The organism is Pseudomonas sp. 05N431 (assembly GCF_056397005.1).
Genome location: NZ_JBFTMN010000005.1, coordinates 45,343 through 68,162 on the forward strand (window position 1 = coordinate 45,343; position 22,820 = coordinate 68,162).

At 58.6% G+C, this 22,820-nt stretch carries 18 protein-coding genes, 1 tRNA gene and 1 pseudogene; 17 read left to right on the forward strand and 3 right to left on the reverse strand.

From position 1 onward, the window contains the following. Window positions 1–47: 47 nt before the first annotated feature. From AC1DIG_RS10980 to AC1DIG_RS10990, 3 genes are all read left to right on the forward strand, one after another. Window positions 48–1,319: a YeaH/YhbH family protein gene (locus AC1DIG_RS10980; RefSeq protein ID WP_054594316.1), complete on the forward strand. Its 1,272-nt coding sequence runs from the start codon at window positions 48–50 to the stop codon at window positions 1,317–1,319. Next, on the forward strand, window positions 1,316–2,878 hold the full coding sequence (locus AC1DIG_RS10985; RefSeq protein ID WP_477767328.1) for a SpoVR family protein: 1,563 nt from the start codon (window positions 1,316–1,318) through the stop codon (window positions 2,876–2,878). Before AC1DIG_RS10980 ends, AC1DIG_RS10985 begins: the two co-directional genes overlap by 4 nt. A gap of 63 nt (window positions 2,879–2,941) precedes the next feature. Further along, window positions 2,942–4,171: a multifunctional CCA addition/repair protein gene (locus tag AC1DIG_RS10990; protein WP_477767329.1), complete on the forward strand. Its 1,230-nt coding sequence runs from the start codon at window positions 2,942–2,944 to the stop codon at window positions 4,169–4,171. A 94-nt stretch (window positions 4,172–4,265) separates the two neighbouring features. Here the strand turns inward: AC1DIG_RS10990 and folK are convergent, their stop codons facing one another. Beyond that, window positions 4,266–4,784, reverse strand: a complete 519-nt coding sequence (folK, locus tag AC1DIG_RS10995; RefSeq protein WP_477767330.1) for a 2-amino-4-hydroxy-6-hydroxymethyldihydropteridine diphosphokinase — start codon at window positions 4,782–4,784, stop codon at window positions 4,266–4,268. After that, window positions 4,775–5,128, reverse strand: a complete 354-nt coding sequence (gene folB, locus AC1DIG_RS11000; protein WP_477767331.1) for a dihydroneopterin aldolase — start codon at window positions 5,126–5,128, stop codon at window positions 4,775–4,777. Before folB ends, folK begins: the two co-directional genes overlap by 10 nt. A 74-nt stretch (window positions 5,129–5,202) precedes the next feature. Between folB and plsY the strand changes: the two genes are divergently transcribed. Next, window positions 5,203–5,772, forward strand: a complete 570-nt coding sequence (gene plsY, locus AC1DIG_RS11005; RefSeq protein WP_477767332.1) for a glycerol-3-phosphate 1-O-acyltransferase PlsY — start codon at window positions 5,203–5,205, stop codon at window positions 5,770–5,772. Between the two features lie 36 nt (window positions 5,773–5,808). On the opposite strand, the gene tsaD is transcribed toward plsY, so the two are convergent. After that, on the reverse strand, window positions 5,809–6,834 hold the full coding sequence (tsaD, locus tag AC1DIG_RS11010) for a tRNA (adenosine(37)-N6)-threonylcarbamoyltransferase complex transferase subunit TsaD (protein ID WP_477767333.1): 1,026 nt from the start codon (window positions 6,832–6,834) through the stop codon (window positions 5,809–5,811). Window positions 6,835–7,033: 199 nt separating this feature from the next. Between tsaD and rpsU the strand changes: the two genes are divergently transcribed. The 13 genes and pseudogenes from rpsU (at window position 7,034) to pqqF (ending at window position 22,686) form a co-directional block, all read left to right on the forward strand. After that, on the forward strand, window positions 7,034–7,249 hold the full coding sequence (gene rpsU / locus AC1DIG_RS11015) for a 30S ribosomal protein S21 (protein WP_002551877.1): 216 nt from the start codon (window positions 7,034–7,036) through the stop codon (window positions 7,247–7,249). A gap of 489 nt (window positions 7,250–7,738) precedes the next feature. Further along, entirely contained in the window at window positions 7,739–9,700 is a 1,962-nt protein-coding gene (gene dnaG, locus AC1DIG_RS11020) for a DNA primase (RefSeq protein WP_477767334.1), read from the forward strand. Window positions 9,701–9,767: 67 nt separating this feature from the next. Continuing rightward, the gene (gene rpoD / locus AC1DIG_RS11025; protein ID WP_477767335.1) at window positions 9,768–11,615 is read left to right on the forward strand and encodes an RNA polymerase sigma factor RpoD; all 1,848 of its coding nucleotides are present in this window, start codon (window positions 9,768–9,770) and stop codon (window positions 11,613–11,615) included. A gap of 122 nt (window positions 11,616–11,737) precedes the next feature. After that, window positions 11,738–15,481 carry an EAL domain-containing protein gene (locus AC1DIG_RS11030; RefSeq protein ID WP_477767336.1) on the forward strand — a complete coding sequence of 1,248 codons (3,744 nt, stop codon included), beginning with the start codon at window positions 11,738–11,740 and terminating at the stop codon, window positions 15,479–15,481. A gap of 15 nt (window positions 15,482–15,496) precedes the next feature. Then, window positions 15,497–15,573, forward strand: a tRNA-Ile gene (locus AC1DIG_RS11035). A 125-nt stretch (window positions 15,574–15,698) separates the two neighbouring features. Beyond that, window positions 15,699–15,803, forward strand: a pseudogene (locus AC1DIG_RS11040) (integrase); the annotation flags it as partial. A gap of 180 nt (window positions 15,804–15,983) precedes the next feature. Continuing rightward, window positions 15,984–16,298, forward strand: a complete 315-nt coding sequence (locus tag AC1DIG_RS11045; protein ID WP_477767337.1) for a hypothetical protein — start codon at window positions 15,984–15,986, stop codon at window positions 16,296–16,298. 44 nt (window positions 16,299–16,342) lie between these two features. After that, window positions 16,343–16,483, forward strand: coding sequence for a hypothetical protein (locus AC1DIG_RS11050; RefSeq protein WP_477767338.1), 141 nt, complete (start codon window positions 16,343–16,345; stop codon window positions 16,481–16,483). 10 nt (window positions 16,484–16,493) lie between these two features. Next, a complete protein-coding gene (locus AC1DIG_RS11055; RefSeq protein ID WP_054594326.1) occupies window positions 16,494–16,736 on the forward strand; it encodes a hypothetical protein in 243 nt (80 codons plus the stop codon). Window positions 16,737–17,063: 327 nt separating this feature from the next. Then, entirely contained in the window at window positions 17,064–17,525 is a 462-nt protein-coding gene (locus AC1DIG_RS11060) for an Lrp/AsnC family transcriptional regulator (RefSeq protein WP_008067391.1), read from the forward strand. A gap of 140 nt (window positions 17,526–17,665) precedes the next feature. Next, window positions 17,666–19,348 (forward strand): flavin monoamine oxidase family protein, encoded by a 1,683-nt coding sequence (locus AC1DIG_RS11065; RefSeq protein ID WP_477767339.1) that lies wholly within the window; start codon window positions 17,666–17,668, stop codon window positions 19,346–19,348. Between the two features lie 12 nt (window positions 19,349–19,360). Further along, window positions 19,361–20,155 (forward strand): carbon-nitrogen hydrolase family protein, encoded by a 795-nt coding sequence (locus AC1DIG_RS11070; protein ID WP_477767340.1) that lies wholly within the window; start codon window positions 19,361–19,363, stop codon window positions 20,153–20,155. Window positions 20,156–20,202: 47 nt separating this feature from the next. Next, a complete protein-coding gene (pqqF, locus tag AC1DIG_RS11075) occupies window positions 20,203–22,686 on the forward strand; it encodes a pyrroloquinoline quinone biosynthesis protein PqqF (protein WP_477767341.1) in 2,484 nt (827 codons plus the stop codon). The last annotated feature ends 134 nt before the right edge of the window (window positions 22,687–22,820 follow it).

The following is a 22,820-nucleotide window of genomic DNA, read 5'->3' on the forward strand; positions in this document are numbered from 1 at the left end:
CGCCAGACTTGCTCGCGATTTCTCAAGACAGCTTCTAAGGAGCAGTCATGAGCTATGTGATCGACCGACGTCTCAATGGCAAAAACAAGAGCACGGTAAACCGTCAGCGGTTTCTGCGGCGTTACCGTGATCACATCAAGAAGGCCGTCGAAGAGGCGGTCAGCCGGCGCTCCATTACCGATATGGAACACGGTGAGCAAATCAGCATTCCTGGTCGCGATATCGACGAGCCAGTGCTTCACCATGGCCGTGGTGGCAAACAGACCATTGTGCATCCCGGCAACAAGGAGTTCACCAGCGGTGAGCATATTGCTCGTCCGCCGGGAGGTGGCGGCGGCAGAGGCCCGGGCAAGGCCGGCAACTCCGGCGAGGGCATGGACGAGTTTGTGTTCCAGATCACCCAGGAAGAATTTCTCGAATTCATGTTCGAGGACCTGGAGCTGCCGAACCTGGTCAAACGCAACCTGAGTGGCACCGACACCTTCAAGACCGTGCGTGCCGGCATCAGCAACGAAGGCAACCCTTCACGGATCAACATCATCCGCACCCTGCGCTCGGCCCATGCGCGGCGCATTGCGCTGTCGGGCAGCAGCCGGGAGAAATTGCGGGTAGCAAAAGAGGAACTGGCGCGACTTAAACAGGAAGAACCGGACAATTTCGGCGATATTCAGGAAATCGAGGCAGAAATCGAGCGTTTGAGCGCGCGCATCAATCGCGTGCCTTTTCTCGACACGTTCGACCTCAAGTACAACTTGCTGATCAAGCAACCCAACCCCAGCTCCAAGGCGGTAATGTTCTGCCTGATGGACGTTTCCGGCTCCATGACCCAGGCCACCAAGGACATCGCCAAACGGTTCTTCATCCTGTTGTACCTGTTTCTCAAGCGTAACTACGAGAAAATCGATGTGGTGTTCATCCGCCACCACACTAGCGCCCGGGAAGTCGACGAGGAAGAGTTCTTCTACTCTCGCGAAACCGGCGGCACCATCGTTTCCAGCGCCCTGAAACTGATGCAGGAGATCATGGCCGAGCGTTATCCAAGCAACGACTGGAACATTTACGCCGCGCAGGCTTCCGACGGCGATAACTGGAACGATGACTCGCCGATCTGCCGCGACATCCTGATCAACCAGATCATGCCATTCGTGCAGTACTACACTTATGTGGAGATTACCCCCCGCGAACACCAGGCCCTGTGGTACGAATACGAGCGTATCAGCGAAGCCTTTTCCGACACGTTTGCCCAGCAACAGCTGGTTTCAGCCGGGGATATCTATCCGGTTTTCCGTGAACTCTTCCAGCGCAGGTTAGTGACATGACCGCCAAAGAGCAGAAGCGCCAACCCATATCCACAGGCTCCGAATGGACGTTCGAGCTGATCCAGGCCTACGACCGGGAAATCAGTCGTCTTGCGGCCCGCTACGCGCTCGATACCTACCCAAACCAGATCGAAGTGATTACCGCCGAGCAGATGATGGATGCCTACGCCTCTGTCGGCATGCCGCTGGGTTATCACCACTGGTCCTATGGCAAACACTTCCTCAGTACCGAGAAGTCCTACAGTCGCGGCCAGATGGGGCTGGCCTACGAGATCGTGATCAACTCGGACCCGTGCATCGCCTACCTGATGGAAGAAAACACCATCTGCATGCAGGCACTGGTGGTGGCCCATGCCTGCTACGGCCACAACAGCTTTTTCAAGGGTAATTACCTGTTCCGCACCTGGACTGATGCCAGTTCGATCATTGATTACCTGGTGTTTGCCAAGCAGTACATCATGCAATGCGAGGAGCGCCACGGCATCGATGCCGTGGAAGACCTGCTCGACTCCTGTCATGCGCTGATGAACTACGGTGTCGACCGCTACAAACGTCCTTATCCGATTTCCGCGGAAGAAGAGCGACGCCGGCAAAAGGATCGTGAAGAACACCTGCAAAAGCAGATCAACGACCTATGGCGCACCATTCCAAAAGGCGCAGACAAGTACAACGAAAAGGACAACGCACGTTTTCCGGCAGAACCGCAGGAGAACATCCTTTACTTCATCGAAAAACACGCCCCGCTGCTGGAGCCATGGCAACGGGAAATCGTACGGATCGTGCGCAAAATCGCGCAGTACTTTTATCCACAGCGTCAGACTCAGGTCATGAACGAGGGCTGGGCGACGTTCTGGCACTACACCCTGATGAACGACCTGTACGACGAGGGCCTGGTGACCGACGGCTTCATGATGGAGTTCCTGGCGTCTCACACAAGCGTAATCTTCCAGCCCGGGTTCGACAGCCCTTACTACAACGGGATCAACCCCTATACCCTGGGTTTTTCCATGTACCGCGACATTCGGCGCATGTGCGAATCCCCTACTGAGGAGGATTACCGCTGGTTCCCTGAAATCGCCGGGACCGACTGGCTGTCGAGCATCAAGTTCGCCATGAGCAGCTTCAAGGACGAAAGCTTCATCCTGCAGTACCTGTCGCCCAAAGTGATTCGTGACCTGAAACTGTTCAGCATCCTCGATGACGACCAGAAGGACGACCTGCTGGTGCCCGCCATTCATGACGAAGAAGGCTATCGGACCATTCGTGAAACCCTCGCAGCGCAGTACAACCTGGGCAACCGCGAACCGAACATACAGATCTACAGCATCGACCGGCGCGGCGACCGCTCGCTGACACTGCGCCATCAGCAACATGATCGCAAACCGCTCGGAGACTCCACCGAGGAAGTGCTGAAGCACTTGCATCGCCTCTGGGGCTTCGATATTCACCTGGAAACCCTGCAAGGCGACCAGATAATGAAAACCCATCATGTCCCGCCCAGAGGCGAGCATAGCGAGGGTGAATACGGTCGAATGGACCTCGCCGTCATTCATCTTTGATGTCAACCGGACCTCCGGAAGTTCGACGCAAGGGTTATTCTGTCGGGCTAACGGAGGTTTTTTATGCAGATTTATAAAGTCGGCGGCGCGGTCCGTGACCGCCTGCTCGGCAAGCCTGTTACCGATATCGACTGGGTGGTGGTGGGCGCCAGCACCGAAGAAATGCTCGCCAAGGGCTATCGCCCGGTAGGCGCCGATTTTCCGGTATTTCTTCACCCCAAAAGCGGCGAGGAATACGCGCTTGCCCGCACCGAACGCAAAAGCGGACGCGGCTACGGCGGCTTCACCTTCCATGCCAGCCCGGAAGTCACCCTGGAAGAAGACCTGATTCGTCGCGACCTGACGATCAATGCCATGGCCGAAGACGATCACGGTCAATTGACCGATCCGTATCACGGCCAGCGCGATCTTGAAGCACGCCTGCTTCGTCACGTATCCCCCGCGTTCGCCGAAGATCCTCTCCGAGTTCTGCGCGTTGCCCGCTTCGCCGCGCGCTATGCCGGGCTCGGATTCACGGTAGCCCCCGAGACTCTGGAGCTGATGCGTCAGCTCAGCGAATCAGGTGAGCTTGAGGCCCTGACCGCAGAACGCAGCTGGAAAGAAATTTCCCGCGCCCTGATGGAAGATCAGCCGCAAGTATTCATCCAGGTTCTGCGTGACTGTGGCGCCCTGAAAGTCTTGATCCCCGAGATTGAAGCGCTGTTCGGCGTGCCACAACCCGAAGCCCACCACCCGGAAATCGACAGCGGCGTGCACACCCTGAGCGTTCTTGAACAGACCGCCCTGCACAAGCAGCCGCTGACCGTACGCTGGGCCTGCCTGCTGCATGATCTGGGTAAAGGCCTGACACCTGAGAGCCAGTGGCCCCGACACATCGCTCACGAGCGCAAGGGCCTGAAGCTGATCAAAGCAGTCAACGAGCGCTTCAAGGCGCCGCGCGACTGCCAGGAACTGGCGTTGCTGGTCGGCGAATACCACACCCATGGTCATCGCGCGCTGGAGCTGAAGCCGTCGACATTGCTGGAGTTGCTGCAGAGCTTCGACGTTTACCGACGGCCGCAGCGCTTCGAAGAATTCATCAACGCCTGCGAAATGGACGCCCGCGGCCGCAAAGGCCTTGAACAGAGAAGTTATCCACAAGCGGATTATTTGCGAGGCGCGGCGACCGCCGCACGCACCGTGGCGGTTCAGCCTCTGCTGGAGCAGGGATTCAAAGGCCCGGAGCTGGGCGAGGCCTTGAAGCGCGAACGGCTCAAGGCGCTGAAGACCTACAAAGAAACAGCCTCCACCTGAGCATCGTCGGATCGCTTTCGCGAGCAAGCTCGCTCCCACAAGAGTCAGCACAAAACCTGTGGGAGCGAGCTTGCTCGCGAAGGCGTCAATCAGGTCACAGCAGATCCGAAGGGGTCAACTGCTCACCACGCCACTCAAACGCCACAGGCGCCAGAACCTGATCAATCTGCGCCTCCGCCCACAGCGTCGCAAAACTTTTACCCACGCCAGGATGCACCCTGTCCGGCGCTATCAGCGACAATGGCCACAGCACAAAGGCGTTTTTCAGAATTTCCGCTCGCGGCAGGATCAATCCGTCAAAATTACCCACCAGATCGCCATACAACAGCACGTCGATATCCAACGGCAAACCCTTGCGATCCGGGGCATAACGACCGTTGTCGGCCTCGATAAACTTCAAACGACGGTCCAGCTCCATCAACGGTAGATCGGTAAACGCCGACACTACGAAATTGAAAAACGGCCCGCTCTTGATCCCCACCGGCTGACTTTCGAACACCGCCGAACAGCGTATATCCACCAGAAAACCGGCAAGCGCTTCCAGCCCCGCCTGCAAATGAGCTTCGCGCTCGACATTGCTGCCGAGCCCAAGAAATACCTGAGTTAGCGACATCCGCGCTCGATCTCCACGCCCACGCCCGTTGCTGCCGGGATAGCCCCCGGCTTGGTCAGCTTGAGGCGCAGCCAGGTAATCTCGAATTCGCTCATCAAGACTTCGGCCAGACGCTCGGCAAAGGTTTCAACCAGTTGGTACTGCGCCTGCTCGGCGAACGCCTGAATACGTGCCGTCACGCTGGCGTAGTCGAGCGCCAGGGTCAGGTCATCACCGGCCGCTGCCGGGCGATTATCCCAGGCGAAGCTCAGATCAAGACGCAGGCACTGACGGATGCCACGCTCCCAGTCGTAGGCACCGATCACCGTGTCGACTTCCAGGCCCTCGATAAACACTCTGTCCAAGCACTCTTCTCCGCAGCACGACAAGGGCGCAATGCGCCGTTAGAATCAGGGCGTCCTCGCCCGGAATAGTTAGCATGTTTTGGTTACTGGCGATCCTCGCCTACCTGCTTGGCTCTCTGTCCTTTGCCATTTTGCTCAGCCGCCTGACCGGTAACCCCGATCCGCGAATGAGTGGCTCGGGTAATGCCGGTGCCACCAACATGTTACGCCTGGCCGGCAAAAAACTCGCCGTCCTGACCTTGCTCGGCGACCTCTGCAAAGGCCTGCTGCCCGTGTTGGTCGCAGGGCTTGCAGGCCTCTCAGTACAGCAACAGGCCTGGATTGGCGTCTACGCAGTGATCGGCCATCTGTATCCGCTGTACTTCCGCTTTCGCGGCGGCAAAGGTGTTGCAACGGCTGCCGGCATGCTGCTGGGGCTTTACCCTCCGGCAGCGCTTCTGGCTATCGGCGCGTGGCTATTGACCTTCTACCTCACACGCACCAGCTCGCTGGCCGCCCTGGTCGCCACGCCCCTGACCCTGCCACTGCTGGCCTGGCAGGAGCCGGGAGCATTGCTGCCCATGAGTGCTCTGACAGCACTGATCGTCTGGCGCCATCGCGGCAATCTACGCGACCTGTTTGCCGGGCGCGAACGGCATTTTTAAATACTCTTGCCGAGCACGCTCTGGACTCACCCGTCTTTACACAGGCGACAACTGCTCCATCGGCCAGCGCGCCTGCACGCTGATCGCCAGACTTTCCTGCTGACCGGCCTGTAACCGCTGACAGCCGGCAAAAGCAATCATCGCGCCGTTATCGGTGCAGAACTCCGGACGTGCGTAGTAAACGTCGCCCTTCATGTCGCCAAGCATTTTCTCCAGGGAAACGCGCAAAGCCTTGTTCGCACTGACACCGCCAGCGATCACCAGACGCTTGAGACCCGCCTGTTTCAGGGCACGCTTGCACTTGATGGTCAAAGTCTCCACCACTGCCTGCTGGAAGGCCAGCGAGATGTCGCTGCGTGTTTGCTCGCTGTCGTCCCCAGCGCTGACGCACTGCTGCCAGGTGTTCAAGGCAAAGGTTTTCAAGCCGCTGAAACTGAAATCCAGACCTGGCCGATCGCACATCGGACGCGGAAACACGAAGCGTCCGGCAACGCCTTGCGCGGCCAATCGCGCGATTTCCGGACCGCCAGGGTAATTGAGGCCCATCATTTTCGCGGTCTTGTCGAACGCCTCACCGGCAGCGTCATCCAGCGTCTCGCCCAACAACTCGTATTGACCGATACCATCGACCCGAACCAGCTGGGTATGACCACCGGACACCAACAAAGCGACGAACGGGAATTCGGGTGGTTGCGGCTCCAGCATCGGCGCCAGCAAGTGGCCTTCCATGTGGTGCACACCCAAGGCCGGAATGCCCCAGGCAAACGCCAGCGCCTGAGCGCAGGAAGCCCCCACCAGCAAGGCCCCGACAAGCCCGGGACCCGCGGTGTAGGCGATGGCATCGATCTCGGTCGGCACGCAGTCGGCTTCAGCCAACACCTGACGAATCAAGGGCAGCATACGTTTGACGTGATCACGCGAAGCCAGCTCCGGCACCACGCCACCATAGGCGCGATGCAGGTCGATCTGGCTGAACAGTGCATCGGCCAGCAGGCCTTTTTCACTGTCGTAAAGTGCGACGCCGGTTTCGTCGCAGGAGGTTTCTAATCCCAGTACTAGCATGGGTTTGCGCCTTGTTTAGGCTAAATTCGAAGGCGCGCATAATAGTCGCCACGTGATGCCCCGACCAGCGGTTTTCGATCAGAGGCTTTGCATTCCGAGCGATGAGGGGTTAACATCCGCAACCCTTAAAAACCGACGTCTTCAAGTGCACTTTTGCCGCGAGGATGTTGACCCCGGTAATGAATGAAGGTAGCTCTGGATGCCAGCCGTCAAAGTTAAAGAGAACGAACCCTTCGACGTAGCTCTGCGTCGTTTCAAGCGCTCCTGCGAAAAAGCCGGTGTTCTGGCTGAAGTTCGTAGCCGCGAATTTTACGAGAAGCCGACTTCTGAGCGTAAGCGTAAAGCAGCAGCCGCTGTTAAGCGTCACGCCAAGAAAGTTCAGCGCGAACAGCGCCGCGCCGTTCGTCTGTACTAATACACAGACGTTCGTAGCAAGCTTCTGCCAAGCCCGGCCCTCAGCCGGGCTTATGGCATTTGCGGATATCGCTTGATGCTTCACTGTCAAAGTCGCAGACGCGACCGAGACAAATCTGCTTCACACGTCAGACCTGGCTCTTTTGCCAGCGGTGCACGTCTCTTCTGACGAGCCTTCCAAGGCTACTGACGAGCACAACCTTTTACTGATTCCTCTCACGACGATCAGCCCAAGGCACGATTTTGCGTGCCCACTTATGAGCTATCCGAGGCCTCCCATTGGCCAATGCGGACTCAGCGCAACACTTTCAAACAGTCGAATACCGATGAGCACTAACGTCAGCGGATTATCGGCAGATACACTTCCCGACAGCGAATACGCAGACGATACCTGGTCGAGCCGCACATCCTTCGCGCCTCAACATAATGACCAGCATCAGACCGCCTTTCGCGCGGGTCAGATTTTCAGCGCAGTGATGACGAGAACGCCATGGCCGGGCTAATTCCCCAGAGCTTTATTGACGACCTTCTGAACCGCACCGACATCGTCGATGTGGTCAGCTCGCGCCTGCAAATGAAAAAAGCCGGCAAGAACTACACCGCCTGCTGCCCGTTTCACAAAGAAAAAACCCCCTCCTTCAGCGTCAGCCCGGACAAACAGTTCTATTACTGCTTTGGCTGCGGCGCTGGTGGCAATGCCCTCGGCTTCATCATGGACCACGACAACCTGGATTTCCCCCAGGCTGTCGAAGAACTGGCCAAAGCCGCCGGCATGGAAATACCCCGCGAGGAAAGCGGTCGCCCGCACAAACCGCGACAACCGACCGACTCGCCGCTCTACCCACTACTGACCGCCGCCGCAGACTTTTACCGCCAGGCACTGAAAAGCCATCCGGCGCGAAAAGCGGCTGTCGACTACTTGAAGGGGCGCGGCCTGACCGGCGAGATCGCCCGCGATTTCGGCCTCGGCTTCGCACCTCCAGGCTGGGACAACCTGTTCAAGCATCTGAGCAGCGACACCCTGCAACAAAAAGCCATGATCGACGCCGGCCTGTTGATCGAGAACGCCGAAACCGGCAAACGCTATGATCGCTTTCGCGACCGCGTGATGTTCCCGATTCGCGACAGCCGCGGGCGCATCATCGCGTTTGGTGGCCGGGTACTGGGCGATGACAAACCGAAATACCTGAACTCACCGGAAACCCCGGTATTTCATAAAGGCCAGGAACTCTACGGCCTGTATGAAGCACGCAAGAACAACCGCAATCTCGACGAGATCATCGTCGTCGAAGGCTACATGGACGTCATCGCCCTGGCCCAGCAAGGCTTGCGCAATGCCGTCGCCACGCTCGGCACCGCCACCAGCGAAGAACACTTGAAGCGGCTGTTTCGCGTGGTACCCAACGTGCTGTTCTGCTTCGACGGCGACCAGGCTGGTCGCAATGCCGCGTGGCGCGCCCTGGAATCAACGCTTTCGAGCCTGCAAGACGGACGGCGTGCGCGCTTCCTGTTCCTGCCCGAAGGCGAAGATCCGGACACGCTGATTCGCTCCGAAGGCACCGACGCCTTCCGCGCACGGATTAATCAGCACGCCCAGCCATTGGCAGACTATTTCTTCCAGCAACTGACCGAGGAATCCGATCCGCGCTCGCTCGAAGGCAAGGCCCACATGGCCACCCTCGCCGCGCCGCTGATCGACAAAGTCCCGGGAGCCAACCTGCGCACCCTGATGCGCCAGCGCCTGACCGAAATTACCGGCCTGAACAGCGAAGCCGTTAGTCAACTGGTGCACAGCGCACCGCAGGATGCACCACCCGCCTACGATCCTGGCATCGATTACGACGCCATGCCGGACTATTCCGACTACCACCAACCGCAAGAGGCCTATGTACCTCAGCAGGAGTGGACGCCGAAAAAGCCGGGCAGCGGCGGCAAGAAGTGGGATAACAAACCCTGGGACAAGAAAGGCAAACGCGACGAGCGGAGCCCACCCCGTACCCCGATTGCTGTCGAGGCCCCTACCTTGATTGCACTGCGCACACTCATTCATCACCCGCAACTGGCCGGCAAAGTCGAGACCGCCGACCACTTCGCAAATGAAAGCAACACTTATGCGCAACTGCTGGTAGCCCTGATCGAGGCTGTGCAAAAAAATCCTAAGCTAAACTCTATCCAGTTGATGGCCCGCTGGCATGGAACCGAGCAAGGACGCCTGCTTAAAGCACTCGCGGAAAAGGAGTGGTTAATTGAAGGCGACAACCTTGAACAACAGTTTTTAGACACCATTACTAGGTTATCAGCGGGTCAGCACACGCAGACCCTCGACGACCTCATCAAGAAAGCGCGGCAGCCAGGATTGACTGCCGAGGAAGCGAATCAAATAGCAAATCAGATGCGCGACCTACTAAAACGGAATGTTTCCGCATCAAACCCGACCTCAAGTGGCGCGTGAGGTCATAGCTAAGGTATAATCCTCGGCTTGTTTTTTGCCCGCCAAGACCTTCAGTGGATAGGGTGTTATGTCCGGAAAAGCGCAACAGCAGTCTCGTATCAAAGAGTTGATCACCCTTGGTCGTGAGCAGGGTTACCTGACTTACGCGGAGGTCAACGACCACCTGCCGGAGGATATTTCAGATCCGGAACAGGTGGAAGACATCATCCGCATGATCAATGACATGGGGATCAACGTATTCGAGGTTGCGCCAGATAAGGATTCCCTTATGCTGGCCGACGCCGATACCGACGAAGCAGCCGCAGAAGAAGCGGCGGCAGCGTTGGCAGCGGTTGAGACCGACATTGGTCGCACTACCGACCCAGTGCGCATGTACATGCGCGAAATGGGTACCGTAGAGCTCCTCACACGTGAAGGCGAAATCGAAATCGCCAAACGTATTGAAGAGGGCATCCGTGAAGTGATGGGCGCAATTGCGCACTTCCCTGGCACGGTTGACCATATTCTCTCCGAATACACTCGCGTCACCACCGAAGGTGGCCGCCTGTCCGACGTCCTGAGCGGTTATATCGACCCGGACGACGGCATTGCGCCGCCTGCTGCCGAAGTACCGCCGCCTGTCGACCCGAAAGCCGTGAAAGCGGATGACGACACCGATGACGACGACGCTGAAGCCAGTGACGACGAAGAAGAAGCCGAAAGCGGTCCGGATCCGATCATCGCAGCGCAGCGTTTTGGCGCAGTGGCCGATCAAGCGGAAATCACCCGCAAGGCGCTGAAAAAGCACGGTCGTGAAAACAAGCAGGCCATTGCCGAGATGTTGGCGCTGGCTGAGCTGTTCATGCCGATCAAACTGGTTCCGAAGCAATTCGAAGGCCTGGTTGAGCGTGTGCGTAGCGCCCTGGATCGTCTGCGTCAGCAAGAGCGCGCGATCATGCAGCTATGCGTTCGTGATGCACGCATGCCGCGTGCCGACTTCCTGCGCCAGTTCCCGGGCAACGAAGTTGACGAAAGCTGGACCGAAGCACTGGCCAAAGGCAAAAGCAAATACGCTGAAGCCATTGGTCGCCTGCAGGCCGACATCGTTCGCTGCCAGCAGAAGCTGACCGCACTTGAAGTCGAAACCGGCTTGAAGATTGCCGAGATCAAGGACATCAACCGTCGCATGTCGATCGGTGAGGCCAAAGCCCGCCGCGCGAAGAAAGAGATGGTCGAAGCCAACTTGCGTCTGGTGATCTCGATCGCCAAGAAGTACACCAACCGTGGTCTGCAATTCCTCGATCTGATTCAGGAAGGCAACATCGGTTTGATGAAAGCGGTAGACAAGTTCGAATACCGCCGCGGCTACAAATTCTCGACTTATGCCACCTGGTGGATCCGTCAGGCGATCACTCGCTCGATCGCCGACCAGGCCCGCACCATCCGTATTCCGGTGCACATGATCGAGACGATCAACAAGCTCAACCGCATTTCCCGCCAGATGTTGCAGGAAATGGGTCGCGAACCGACCCCGGAAGAGCTGGGCGAACGCATGGAAATGCCTGAGGACAAGATCCGCAAGGTATTGAAGATCGCTAAAGAGCCGATCTCCATGGAAACCCCGATCGGTGATGACGAAGACTCCCATCTGGGTGACTTCATCGAAGACTCGACCATGCAGTCGCCAATCGATGTTGCTACCGTTGAGAGCCTTAAAGAAGCGACTCGCGAAGTTCTCTCCGGCCTCACTGCCCGTGAAGCCAAGGTTCTGCGCATGCGCTTCGGTATCGACATGAATACCGACCACACCCTCGAGGAGGTTGGTAAACAGTTCGACGTTACCCGTGAGCGGATTCGTCAGATCGAAGCCAAGGCGCTGCGCAAGCTGCGCCACCCGACGAGAAGCGAGCATTTGCGCTCCTTCCTCGACGAGTGATCACAAAACCCCCGGCCCTGCCGGGGGTTTTGCTTTCTGTAGATTAAATCCCCTTCACTTCGCTCCCGACGCATAGCCCGTCTACACTCGAAACATTCCCCCCAAGCCATAACGAGACCGTTATGCCCAGACTGCCGGCCATGCTTTTGCTATTGCTGATGACCTGGACCACAACGGCTGGCGCGCTGACTCTGACCGACGAAGAACGTGCCTGGCTAGCGGCTCACCCGGAACTGCGCCTGGGTGTCGACGCGTCCTGGCCACCGTTTGAATTTCGCGATGAACAAGGCCGATACCAAGGCCTTGCCGCTGACTACATCAACATTGTGCGTGATCGCCTGGCAATCAAGCTCACACCCATTGAGCCTGTGAACTGGACCGAAGTCCTGGAACAGGCCAAACAAGGCAAGCTGGACCTTTTGCCCGGCGTCATGTCGACGCCCGAACGGCAGAGTTACCTCGCGTTCACGCGGCCCTATCTGGACTTTCCGATCGTCATCCTGGCCCATGTGAAAGGCGCACAGCCGCACAAACTGGAAGACCTTTACGGCCTGAAAGTCGCCGTCGTGGAAAACTACGCCCCCCATGAACTGCTGCGCACCCACCATCCCGACCTCAATCTGGTCCCCATGCCCAATGTCAGCTCGACCTTGCAGGCACTGGCCACCGACGAGGTGGACGCCGTAGTCGGCGATCTGGCCTCAAGCGTCTGGAGCCTTCGCCAACTCAAACTCGACGGGCTCTACGTCAGCGGCGAAACGCCGTATCGCTACCAATTGGCGATGGGCGTACCGCGAGACAACAAAATGCTGGTCGGTATTCTGGATAAAGTGCTGGCGGACATGAGCCCGGGCGAAATAAGCGCCATCCAGGAGCATTGGGTCGGAAACGTCCTCGACCACCGCACCTTCTGGTCCGATCTGCTTATGTACGGCCTGCCCGGCGTACTGCTGCTGGTCACCGTGTTGGCCGTGGTGATCCGCATCAATCGCCGCTTGAGTTCGGAGATTTCCCGCCGGGTCGCCCTGGAACAGGAGCTGCGCACCAGCGAATACCACTACCGCGGCCTGGTGGAGAGCCTTTCGGCGATAGCCTGGGAAGCGCGAATCAGCGATTTTACATACAGTTACGTGTCTCCCCATGCCGAAGGCCTGCTCGGCTACCCCCTGTCCCATTGGCTGATTCCGGGCTTCTGGCGCAACATCATCCATCCTGCCGACCTCACACGCGCCCAGGCATTTTGCGATCACGAAGTACTCGCCGGACGCGATCACAGCCTCGACTACCGGGTGATCACTGCCGACGGGCGCTGCCTTTGGGTACGCGATATCGTCAGCCTGATAGAGCATGGCCACGAGCCGATACTGCGCGGGCTGATGATCGACATCAGCGAAGCCAAAAGAACCGAAGAAGCCTTGCGTCTCTCCGAGCAGAAGTTTGCCTCGGTGTTCCAGCAATGCCCGGACATTCTGGTCATTGCACGCCTGTCTGACGGTTGCCTGCTGGAGGTCAACGAGGCGTTCGAAGAGCAAATCGGCCTCACTGCCGAAGAAGTGATCGGACGGACCGCCACCGAGCTGAACATCTGGGGCATCGCCGGTGTCGGCCCCGGGCTCTTGCAGCGCTTGCAAGCCGGCAGTATTCGCAATCTGGAGATGCCCTTTCGTCGCAGCAATGGCCAGGTGTTTACCGGCCTGATCTCCGCCGAACCCTTCCAGCTCGACACCACCCCGGCGCTGGTCGTGGTAGTGCGTGACATCAGCCAGCTCAAGGAAACCCAACAACAACTGCAAACCTCTGAAGAGAAGTTTGCCAAAGCCTTCCATGCCTCCCCTGACGGCCTGTTGCTGTCACGCGTGAGCGATGGCCTGCTGATCGAGGTCAACGAAGGCTTCAGCCGCATCACCGGCTTCAACAGCGCAATGTCACTGGACCGCTCGACCTTCGACCTCGGCATCTGGGTCAACCTGAATGAACGCAGGCAGATGCTCGACCTGTTGAAACGCGACGGCTTTGTGCGTGACTTCAGTTGCCATATACGCCGCAACGATGGGCAAATCCGTCTCTGCGAGATGTCCAGCCGGCCGCTGCCGATTGGCGATGACGATTGCATGCTGACCATCGCCCGGGACATCACCGAGCGACATCTGATGCAGGAAAAACTGCAACAGGCCGCCACGGTATTCGAGAGCACCGCAGAAGGTGTATTGATCACCGACACCCAACAGCACATCAGTGCCGTCAATCGCGCGTTTACCGAGATCACCGGCTACAGCGAAACCGAAGCCCTGGGCCACACGCCAAGGCTGCTCGCCTCAGGCCTGCATGACAGCGCCTTTTACGCGGCGATGTGGCATCAACTGACCGCCGAAGGGCATTGGCAGGGCGAAATTTCCAACCGCCGCAAGAATGGCGAGCTGTACCCCAGTTGGCTGACCATCAGCGCGGTGCGCAATAAAGACCGCTTCATCACCCACTTCGTCGCGGTATTTGCCGATATCTCCAGCCTCAAGCACGCCCAGGCCAAACTCGATTATCAGGCTCACCACGACCCGCTGACGGGGCTGCCGAACCGGACGTTGTTCGAAAGCCGGCTGCTGACTGCACTCAACAATCAGCAGGAAAACGGTGGTCAGGGCGCCGTACTGTTTCTGGACCTCGATCGCTTCAAGCACATCAACGACAGCCTGGGTCATCCAGTTGGCGACCTGTTGCTCAAAGGCATCGCGGTGCGACTCAAAGAGCAACTTCGGGACATCGATACCGTGGCGCGGCTGGGGGGTGACGAATTTATCATCCTGTTGCCGGGCCTGCAGCAAGCCAGCGACGCCGACCATATTGCCAACAAGCTGCTGAACTGCTTCACAGCGCCCTTCCAGGCTGGCGAGCATGAGTTCTTTATCAGTGCCAGCATTGGCACCAGCCTCTACCCCAAGGACGGCTGCGACGTCGCCACGCTGATCAAAAACGCCGATGCCGCGATGTACCGCTCCAAAGCCAAAGGTCGCAACAGGGTTGAAAGCTATACCCGCGACCTGACCGCACAGGCCAGTGAACGCGTGGCACTGGAGCATGAATTGCGCCGCGCTATCGAGCGCAATGAGCTGACGCTGTTCTATCAACCCAAAGTGAGCCTCAAACATCCGCGCCTGGTAGGTGCCGAAGCCCTGATCCGCTGGCGACATCCAGCCTTCGGCGATGTGCCACCCGAGCACTTCATCCCGCTGGCCGAAGAAAACGGCATGATCCTGCAAATCGGTGACTGGGTACTGGAACAGGCCTGCCTGCAGATGTACGAGTGGAACCAGCGTTATGAAGGTTTCGGCCCGCTGTCAGTCAACCTCGCCGGAGCGCAACTACGCCAGCCGAACCTGCTGGTCCGCATCGAACAATTGCTCAAGGACAACCGCCTCAAACCGGGCTTCCTGCAACTGGAAATCACCGAAAACTTCATCATGAGCCAGGCCGAAGAGGCACTTGAAGTCCTGCATCAGCTCAAACGCCTGGGCGTGCAGTTGGCCATCGACGACTTCGGCACCGGTTATTCCTCGCTGAGCTACCTCAAACGCTTGCCGCTGGATTTCCTGAAAATCGACCAGTCCTTTGTCCGCGGACTGCCGGACGACCCACACGATGCCGCCATCGTCCGCGCAATCATTGCCCTGGGCCGCAGCATGCAATTCACGATCATTGCCGAAGGCGTTGAAACACACGCGCAGCAGCAATTCCTGGCGGCCGAAGGCTGCGAACAGATCCAGGGCTACATCGTCAGCCTGCCTCTGCCCGCTGACGAATTCGCCGCAACCTTTCTTCGTATCGCAGTTTCAGACTTTTCGGATAGCACAGCCGAGAAACCGTCGCTATAATCCGCGGCCTACTGAGGGCCTATAGCTCAGTTGGTTAGAGCAGAGGACTCATAATCCTTTGGTCCACGGTTCAAGTCCGTGTGGGCCCACCAACTCCAAAGCCGCGCATTGCGCGGCTTTCGCGTTTCTGGCTGGTCCATCACAGATACAGTCCTATGGTCCAAGGGTACAAATTACGTACAGTGCTGGTTCGCCTGCCGCCTAGGAGCCCCCTCTCATGGCAACTCTCGTCAAAACTCCTTCCGGCACCTGGAAGGCCCTGATTCGCAAAACTGGCTGGCCAACTATCGCTAAAACCTTCCGCACCAAGCGTGATGCGGAGGCGCCTCGGCCTAACGTCTCCAAAACCGACGCGCTCGATGTGTTGTTACCGAGGAGTTGGCTTGCTGGCGATGAGCCCCGTGCAGACGTCAAATTCCCCGGGGCCTCACATCAAAGACCGTTTGCATCCTAGTCACCGCTTGTAGAAAATCATCGTCTTTTTGCACGAATGGATACGCGCATGAGGTTCGAGAAGACCACGCAGTACAGGTCCGAGGAAGGGATCGTCTTCAATCTGTCTCAAATCACCCTCATGGAAAGCGACCGAGGTCGCCTGCGCGAGCTGCACTTTGGCGAAGCGAAACGCGCCCATTACCAAGTCAACAGCATGGTCGTCGATATGTACGACCGAATGCAGGCTCGAAATCTGCCATGCCTGCTGACAGTCTGCATTTCCAATCCCCTGACCCGGCAGCAGGCCGATGCTATCAGCACTATGCGCGGCAACGTCGCCAAGGGAATTGCTGCGGCCTCAGTGGCGTTGCCGGGAGGGTAGGTGCGTTGAGCGGGCCGCTCATTGGCTGGGCTTCAGGTGCAGTCGTGACGACAGGTGTCAACTGGTACCTCAAAGGGGCCCTGCCGAACCTGCATGCAGGTGACGTGCTGGTCAGCATCGAGGGAGAGGTCCATAGCGGGATTGGCCCACAGCGCTCTGTCGTGACGCTGGTCATCAAGGTCTGAGGAACTGCACATGCCCTACATCATGCAAACTGTCGTCCTTCTGGTGCTGGGCGCGATCCTCGTTCAGTTTCTGAAACCATACCCGCTGCGCAAGTGGCTGGGTTTGGCGCTGCTGGCAACGGGCTTGGTCAGCATCTTCAAGGTTGGTGAGCAGCAGGTGCTGGGCTTTGACCTGGAACTGCTAGCACTGCTGGCCGTGCCGCTGGGCGTGGTGCTCTTCCTGACGCGGCGGCGGTTCACGGAGGGGGACTGAAGCCCCGGCACGATTTCTCGGTGCCGTCTCTGACCCAAAATCATATGGGACAACAGTCAATCAACAGCGCGTTGATCGATGATCTTAGCGTTGGACCTTGCTGGCGGATTGGGGGTTACTTTGAACATACTGGTAACTCCTAACGTAGGTTAGATGCCGCCAAAATCACTGCTAAATGATGGGTGGCGGCTGTAACGCAGGCCAGGTGCAGTCGGAAATGTGTAATGCCACATTGACCAGCCTCGCCAACTCTGCGGGCGCGCCTGCTCCCCTTTCCCGGCAACGTGTAACATGCTCGCCCACCGAAACATGCCGCCGGAGATGACCTTGCCTGATACCCGCCCTCCCGTGCTCGACGAAATCGACCGCCAACTGATCGCGGCCTTGCAGATCAATGCCCGTGAAAGCGTGGCCATGCTCGCCCGGCAATTGGGGATTGCACGCACCACGGTGACGTCACGCCTGGCGCGACTGGAAAAGGCTCGGGTCATTACCGGTTATGGCGTGCGACTCGGCCAGCGGGTGGTCGATGGCGGTTTGCAGGCCTATGTCGGGATCACCGTACAACCGCGCTCCGGCAAGGAAGTGCTGCGTCGGCTCAGCGCCATGGCACAGGTCCAGCAATTGTGCGCGGTCAGTGGCGAATTCGATTACGTGGCCTGGCTGCGTACTGATTCACCAGAGCAGCTCGACCAGTTGCTCGACCAGATCGGCAGCGTCGACGGTGTAGAAAAGACCACCACCTCGATCATCCTCAGCAGCAAAATTGACCGCGGCCAGCCAGTTTGATCAATAAGTTCGTCATATCGCATCAATAACATTCAAAACGACGACACATTGCGTCTTATTAACGTGCTCTACGCTCCCTAGAATGGCGACAGTCTTTTCCTATACTCAGCACCCAGTGCGAGTCGACAGCAAGGTCAGCCATGAACAAGAACAATCGCCATCCTGCAGACGGTAAAAAACCAGTCACCATTTTCGGCCCGGACTTTCCATTCGCCTTTGACGACTGGATCGAGCACCCGGCTGGTTTAGGCAGCATTCCTGCGCACAACCACGGCGCGGAAGTGGCGATTGTCGGCGCAGGTATCGCGGGGCTGGTGGCCGCTTACGAGCTGATGAAGCTGGGCCTCAAGCCGGTCGTCTATGAAGCTTCGAAAATGGGCGGCCGCTTGCGCTCCCAGGCCTTCGAAGGCGCTGAAGGGATCATCGCCGAGTTGGGTGGCATGCGCTTCCCGGTGTCGTCCACTGCGTTCTATCACTACGTCGACAAGCTCGGTCTTGAGACCAAGCCTTTCCCTAACCCGCTGACACCTGCCTCCGGCAGCACCGTCATCGACCTGGAAGGCCAGACCCATTACGCACAGAAACTCGCCGACCTTCCTGCACTGTTCCAGGAAGTGGCCGACGCCTGGGCGGATGCACTGGAAGACGGCTCACGCTTTGGCGAGATTCAGCAAGCGATCCGCGATCGCGATGTGCCGCGCCTCAAAGAGCTGTGGAACACCCTTGTTCCGCTGTGGGATGACCGGACCTTCTACGACTTCGTCGCCACCTCCAAAGCCTTCGCCAAGCTGTCGTTCCACCACCGCGAAGTGTTTGGCCAGGTCGGTTTCGGCACCGGCGGCTGGGACTCGGACTTCCCGAACTCGATGCTGGAAATCTTCCGCGTCGTCATGACCAACTGCGACGATCACCAACACCTGGTGGTTGGCGGTGTGGAACAGGTGCCGCTGGGCATCTGGCGCCATGTGCCGGAGCGCTGTGCTCACTGGCCGGAAGGTACCAGCCTTAGCTCGCTGCACAACGGTGCACCGCGCACCGGGGTCAAACGCATCGCGCGCGCCGCCGACGGCCGCTTCAGCGTGACCGACAACTGGGGTGACACTCGCGAATACGCCGCCGTACTGACCACCTGCCAGAGCTGGTTGCTGACCACGCAGATCGAGTGCGAAGAGTCGCTGTTCTCGCAAAAAATGTGGATGGCCCTGGACCGCACCCGCTACATGCAATCGTCGAAAACCTTCGTGATGGTCGACCGGCCGTTCTGGAAAGACAAAGACCCGGAAACCGGTCGCGACCTGATGAGCATGACCTTGACCGACCGTCTGACTCGCGGCACCTACCTGTTCGATAACGGTGACGACAAGCCGGGCGTGATTTGCCTGTCGTATTCGTGGATGAGCGACGCGTTGAAAATGCTCCCGCAACCAATCGAAAAACGCGTGAAGCTGGCGCTGGATGCACTGAAGAAAATCTATCCAAAAGTCGACATCGCCGCGCGCATCATCGGCGACCCGATTACCGTGTCCTGGGAAGCAGACCCGCACTTCCTCGGTGCATTCAAAGGCGCCCTGCCCGGCCACTATCGCTACAACCAGCGGATGTACGCACACTTCATGCAACAAGACATGCCCGCCGAACAGCGTGGGATTTTTATCGCTGGCGACGACGTTTCGTGGACACCGGCCTGGGTCGAAGGCGCGGTACAGACCTCGCTCAACGCGGTATGGGGCATCATGAATCACTTCGGCGGTAAAACCCACGTCGAAAACCCAGGCCCGGGCGATGTGTTTCATGAAATCGGGCCGATTGCCCTGCCCGAGTAAGAGGAGTCCGAAATGCGCGTAGCTCTCTACCAATGCCCGCCGCTACCGCTCGACGTTGCCGGCAATCTGCAGCGCCTGCAAAAGCTTGCGACAGAGGCCAAAGGCGCTGATCTGCTGGTGTTTCCGGAGATGTTCCTGACCGGCTACAACATCGGCGCCGAAGCGGTTGGCGCATTGGCCGAGGCGCAAGATGGCACTTGCGCGCAGTACATCGCGAGCATCGCCAAGGCCTCCGGTATCGCCATTGTGTATGGCTACCCGGAGCGCGCCGAGGACGGGCAGATCTACAACGCCGTGCAGTTGATCGACAGCCGGGGTCAGCGGCTGGCCAACTACCGCAAGACTCACTTGTTCGGCGAACTCGATCATTCGATGTTCAGCGTTGGACCGGATGAGTTTCCACTGGTGGAGCTCAATGGCTGGAAGCTGGGCTTTTTGATCTGCTATGACCTGGAGTTCCCGGAAAACGCCCGGCGCCTGGCTCTGGCCGGTGCCGAGCTGATTCTGGTGCCGACGGCGAACATGATCCCCTACGACTTCATCGCCGATGTCACCGTGCGTTCGCGGGCCTTCGAGAACCAATGTTACGTGGCGTACGCCAATTACTGTGGTCACGAAGGCGAGATCCACTACTGCGGTCAAAGCAGCATCGCCGCGCCGGATGGCAGTCGCATCGCCCAGGCCGGCCTGGACGAAGCATTGATCGTTGGCACGCTGGATCGCCAACTGATGGTCGATTCTCGCTCCGCCAATCGCTACTTTCTCGATCGTCGACCAGAGCTCTACGGCGACCTGAACAAGCGCTGACCCCAGGTTTTCGCTAGCATGAGCGCTTCTCTGTAGCGGAAGTGCTCATGCCTGCGCCGACCCACCTTCTCCCTCACGTCGAAACCCTGGCCAACGGCCTGCGGGTTTCGCTTCGTCATGCGCCCGGTTTGAAACGCTGCGCCGCTGCTTTACGGGTTGCCGCCGGCAGCCACGACGCCCCACTGGCCTGGCCGGGGCTGGCGCACTTTCTTGAACACCTGTTCTTTCTCGGCACCGAACGCTTTCCTGCTGACGATGGGTTGATGGCCTATGTGCAACGTCACGGCGGGCAACTGAACGCCAGTACCCGCGAGCGCACCACCGACTTCTTTTTCGAATTACCGCCTCAGGCCTTTGCCGGAGGGCTTGAGCGCTTGTGCGACATGCTCGCCCACCCGCGTCTGAATCCAGACGATCAGTTGTGTGAACGGGAAGTCCTGGAAGCCGAATTCATCGCCTGGTCTCAGGATGCCGAGGCGCAACGACAGGTCGCATTGTTCGACGGACTTGCATCAGATCATCCATTGCGCGGTTTCCATGCCGGCAATCGCGACAGCCTGGCGGTGCAGAAGCCTGATTTTCAACAGGCCTTAAGCGCGTTCTATCAGCGTTTCTACCAGACCGGTCAAATAACTCTGAGCCTTGCCGGTCTGCAGTCTGTGGATGAATTGCGCAGCCTGGCCGAGCGCTTGAGCGCCGACTTCGCCGTCGGTGAGCAGCAACCGCAAAGCGCCCCGCCCGCGCTGATGGCAACGGTAAACAGAAGTTATCAACAGGCTGACGAACGCCGACTCAATCTGCTGTTTGCATTTGAAGCCTTGCCGAACGCATCCCGTGAAGCGCTGGATTTTCTCTGCACCTGGCTGAACGCCTCGAAACCGGGAGGCGTGTTCGCCGAGTTACGCCATCGCCAATTGATCGACGGCCTGAAGGCGGCGCCGCTGTACCAATTCGCCGGGCAAGCGCTGCTGCAGATCGAGTTCAACCTGACGGCCAGTGCCGAAACGCAGACCGGGATAATCCGCGAGCTGCTCGGCGATTGGCTGAGCTTCTTCGCCGACGCTGCCGATTGGTCTGAACTGCGCGAAGAATATACCCTGTTGCAACAGCGCAAACGTCAGGCCAGCAACGCCTTGACGCTTGCCCGACTGGATGGCGAAAAGTTGGAGCCAGAACTCTCGGAGTCGGGTGTGATTGCCCTCAAGGCGATCTTGCAGCAGATGAATCCGACACCTGTGGATAACCTGAATGTCACCTGGCAACTGCCACCCGCCAATCCGCTCCTGCGTTCGGCCGAAGTGCCAGCACCAGCCGGTTTGATCCGCGGACAAACCAGCGCCCATCGCGGCTTGCGCACGTTTGCCCAGGATCGCACGCGCAGTCGCCGCGAACGCTCGCCGATGCAGTTCAGCCCGGCACTGGCGGACGATAGCGGCGAAGCGGCGGTTTGCCTGCGTTGGCGCCTCGACTCCGCACCGCCAGCCAATCTTCAACCGACACTGACCCGTAGCCTGCAAGACCTGTGCGATGACGCCAGTCAGGCGGGCGTCGATCTGACTTTCAATGAAACGGGCAATCAATGGCTGCTGAAAATGAGCGGGCAGCATGAGCCAATGCCGGCGATTCTCGAACAGGCGCTGCTGCGTCTGACGAATCCCGCCGCCGATGCCTGGCTCAATACTGAATCGCCAGCGCCGCTGATTGCGATTCGGCAGTTGCTGAAGGTGTTGCCGTTACATTGCCTGGGACAGGGTTCACAGCCGACATCGCAGCCGGCCAGTGCCGGTGACCTACAGCACATCTGGGCCAGTGCACGCTGGGATGGACTGGCTGCAGGTCTGCCGACGACCGTTCAAACCGCGATCACCCGCGCCTTGAGCCGCGTGCCTGGCATTCCTGACAGCGAGATGACCGCGCCGGTCTCCATTGCCGGCCAGCACCTCTGGAGCGAAGTAGCGAGTGACACCAACGAGAATGCACTGCTGCTGTTTTGTCCGACGCCTACTCAAGAGCTGGCCGACGAAGCCGCGTGGCACCTGCTGGCGCAACTCTATCAAACGCCGTTCTATCAGCGCCTTCGAGTCGAACTGCAATTGGGCTACGCAGTGTTCAGTGGTGCCCGTCAGATCAACGGGCAAACCGGGCTGCTGTTCGGCGTGCAATCGCCGAACGCGCCGGTGAAAGAGATCCTCGAACACATCGAAGCCTTCCTGAAGAAACTACCCGAACTGATCTCGACGCTCGATGATGCGGCCTTGATCAATCAACGCCAGACCCTGGCCGAACAACTCGACGGCAATGCCATGCCGCTTGCCCAGGCCTTTGAACTGCTGTGGCAGGGCAAACTGGGCGGCCATTCGTCGGATTACCTGTTGCAGCTGCAACAGGCCGTGTTGCGGCTGGATCGCACAGCTTTGCTCGACGCAGCAAGGCGCCTGATTCACGCAGCAGGTGGCCGCAGATGCCTGGCCACCAATGCCTGCCAGGACGGCATCTGGCAACCGACAGCCCGATCATTACCGGGACTGTAATGGGCTTTCTTCGAGAGATGTCTCCATTTTGCAGAAACGTTTCAGTAACATAGCCCGGCAAGCCTCTGAACATCTCCTGCGGGAGATGGACTATAGGTATAGAGTGAATTTTTCTCACGAGCCTGAAGGAACGT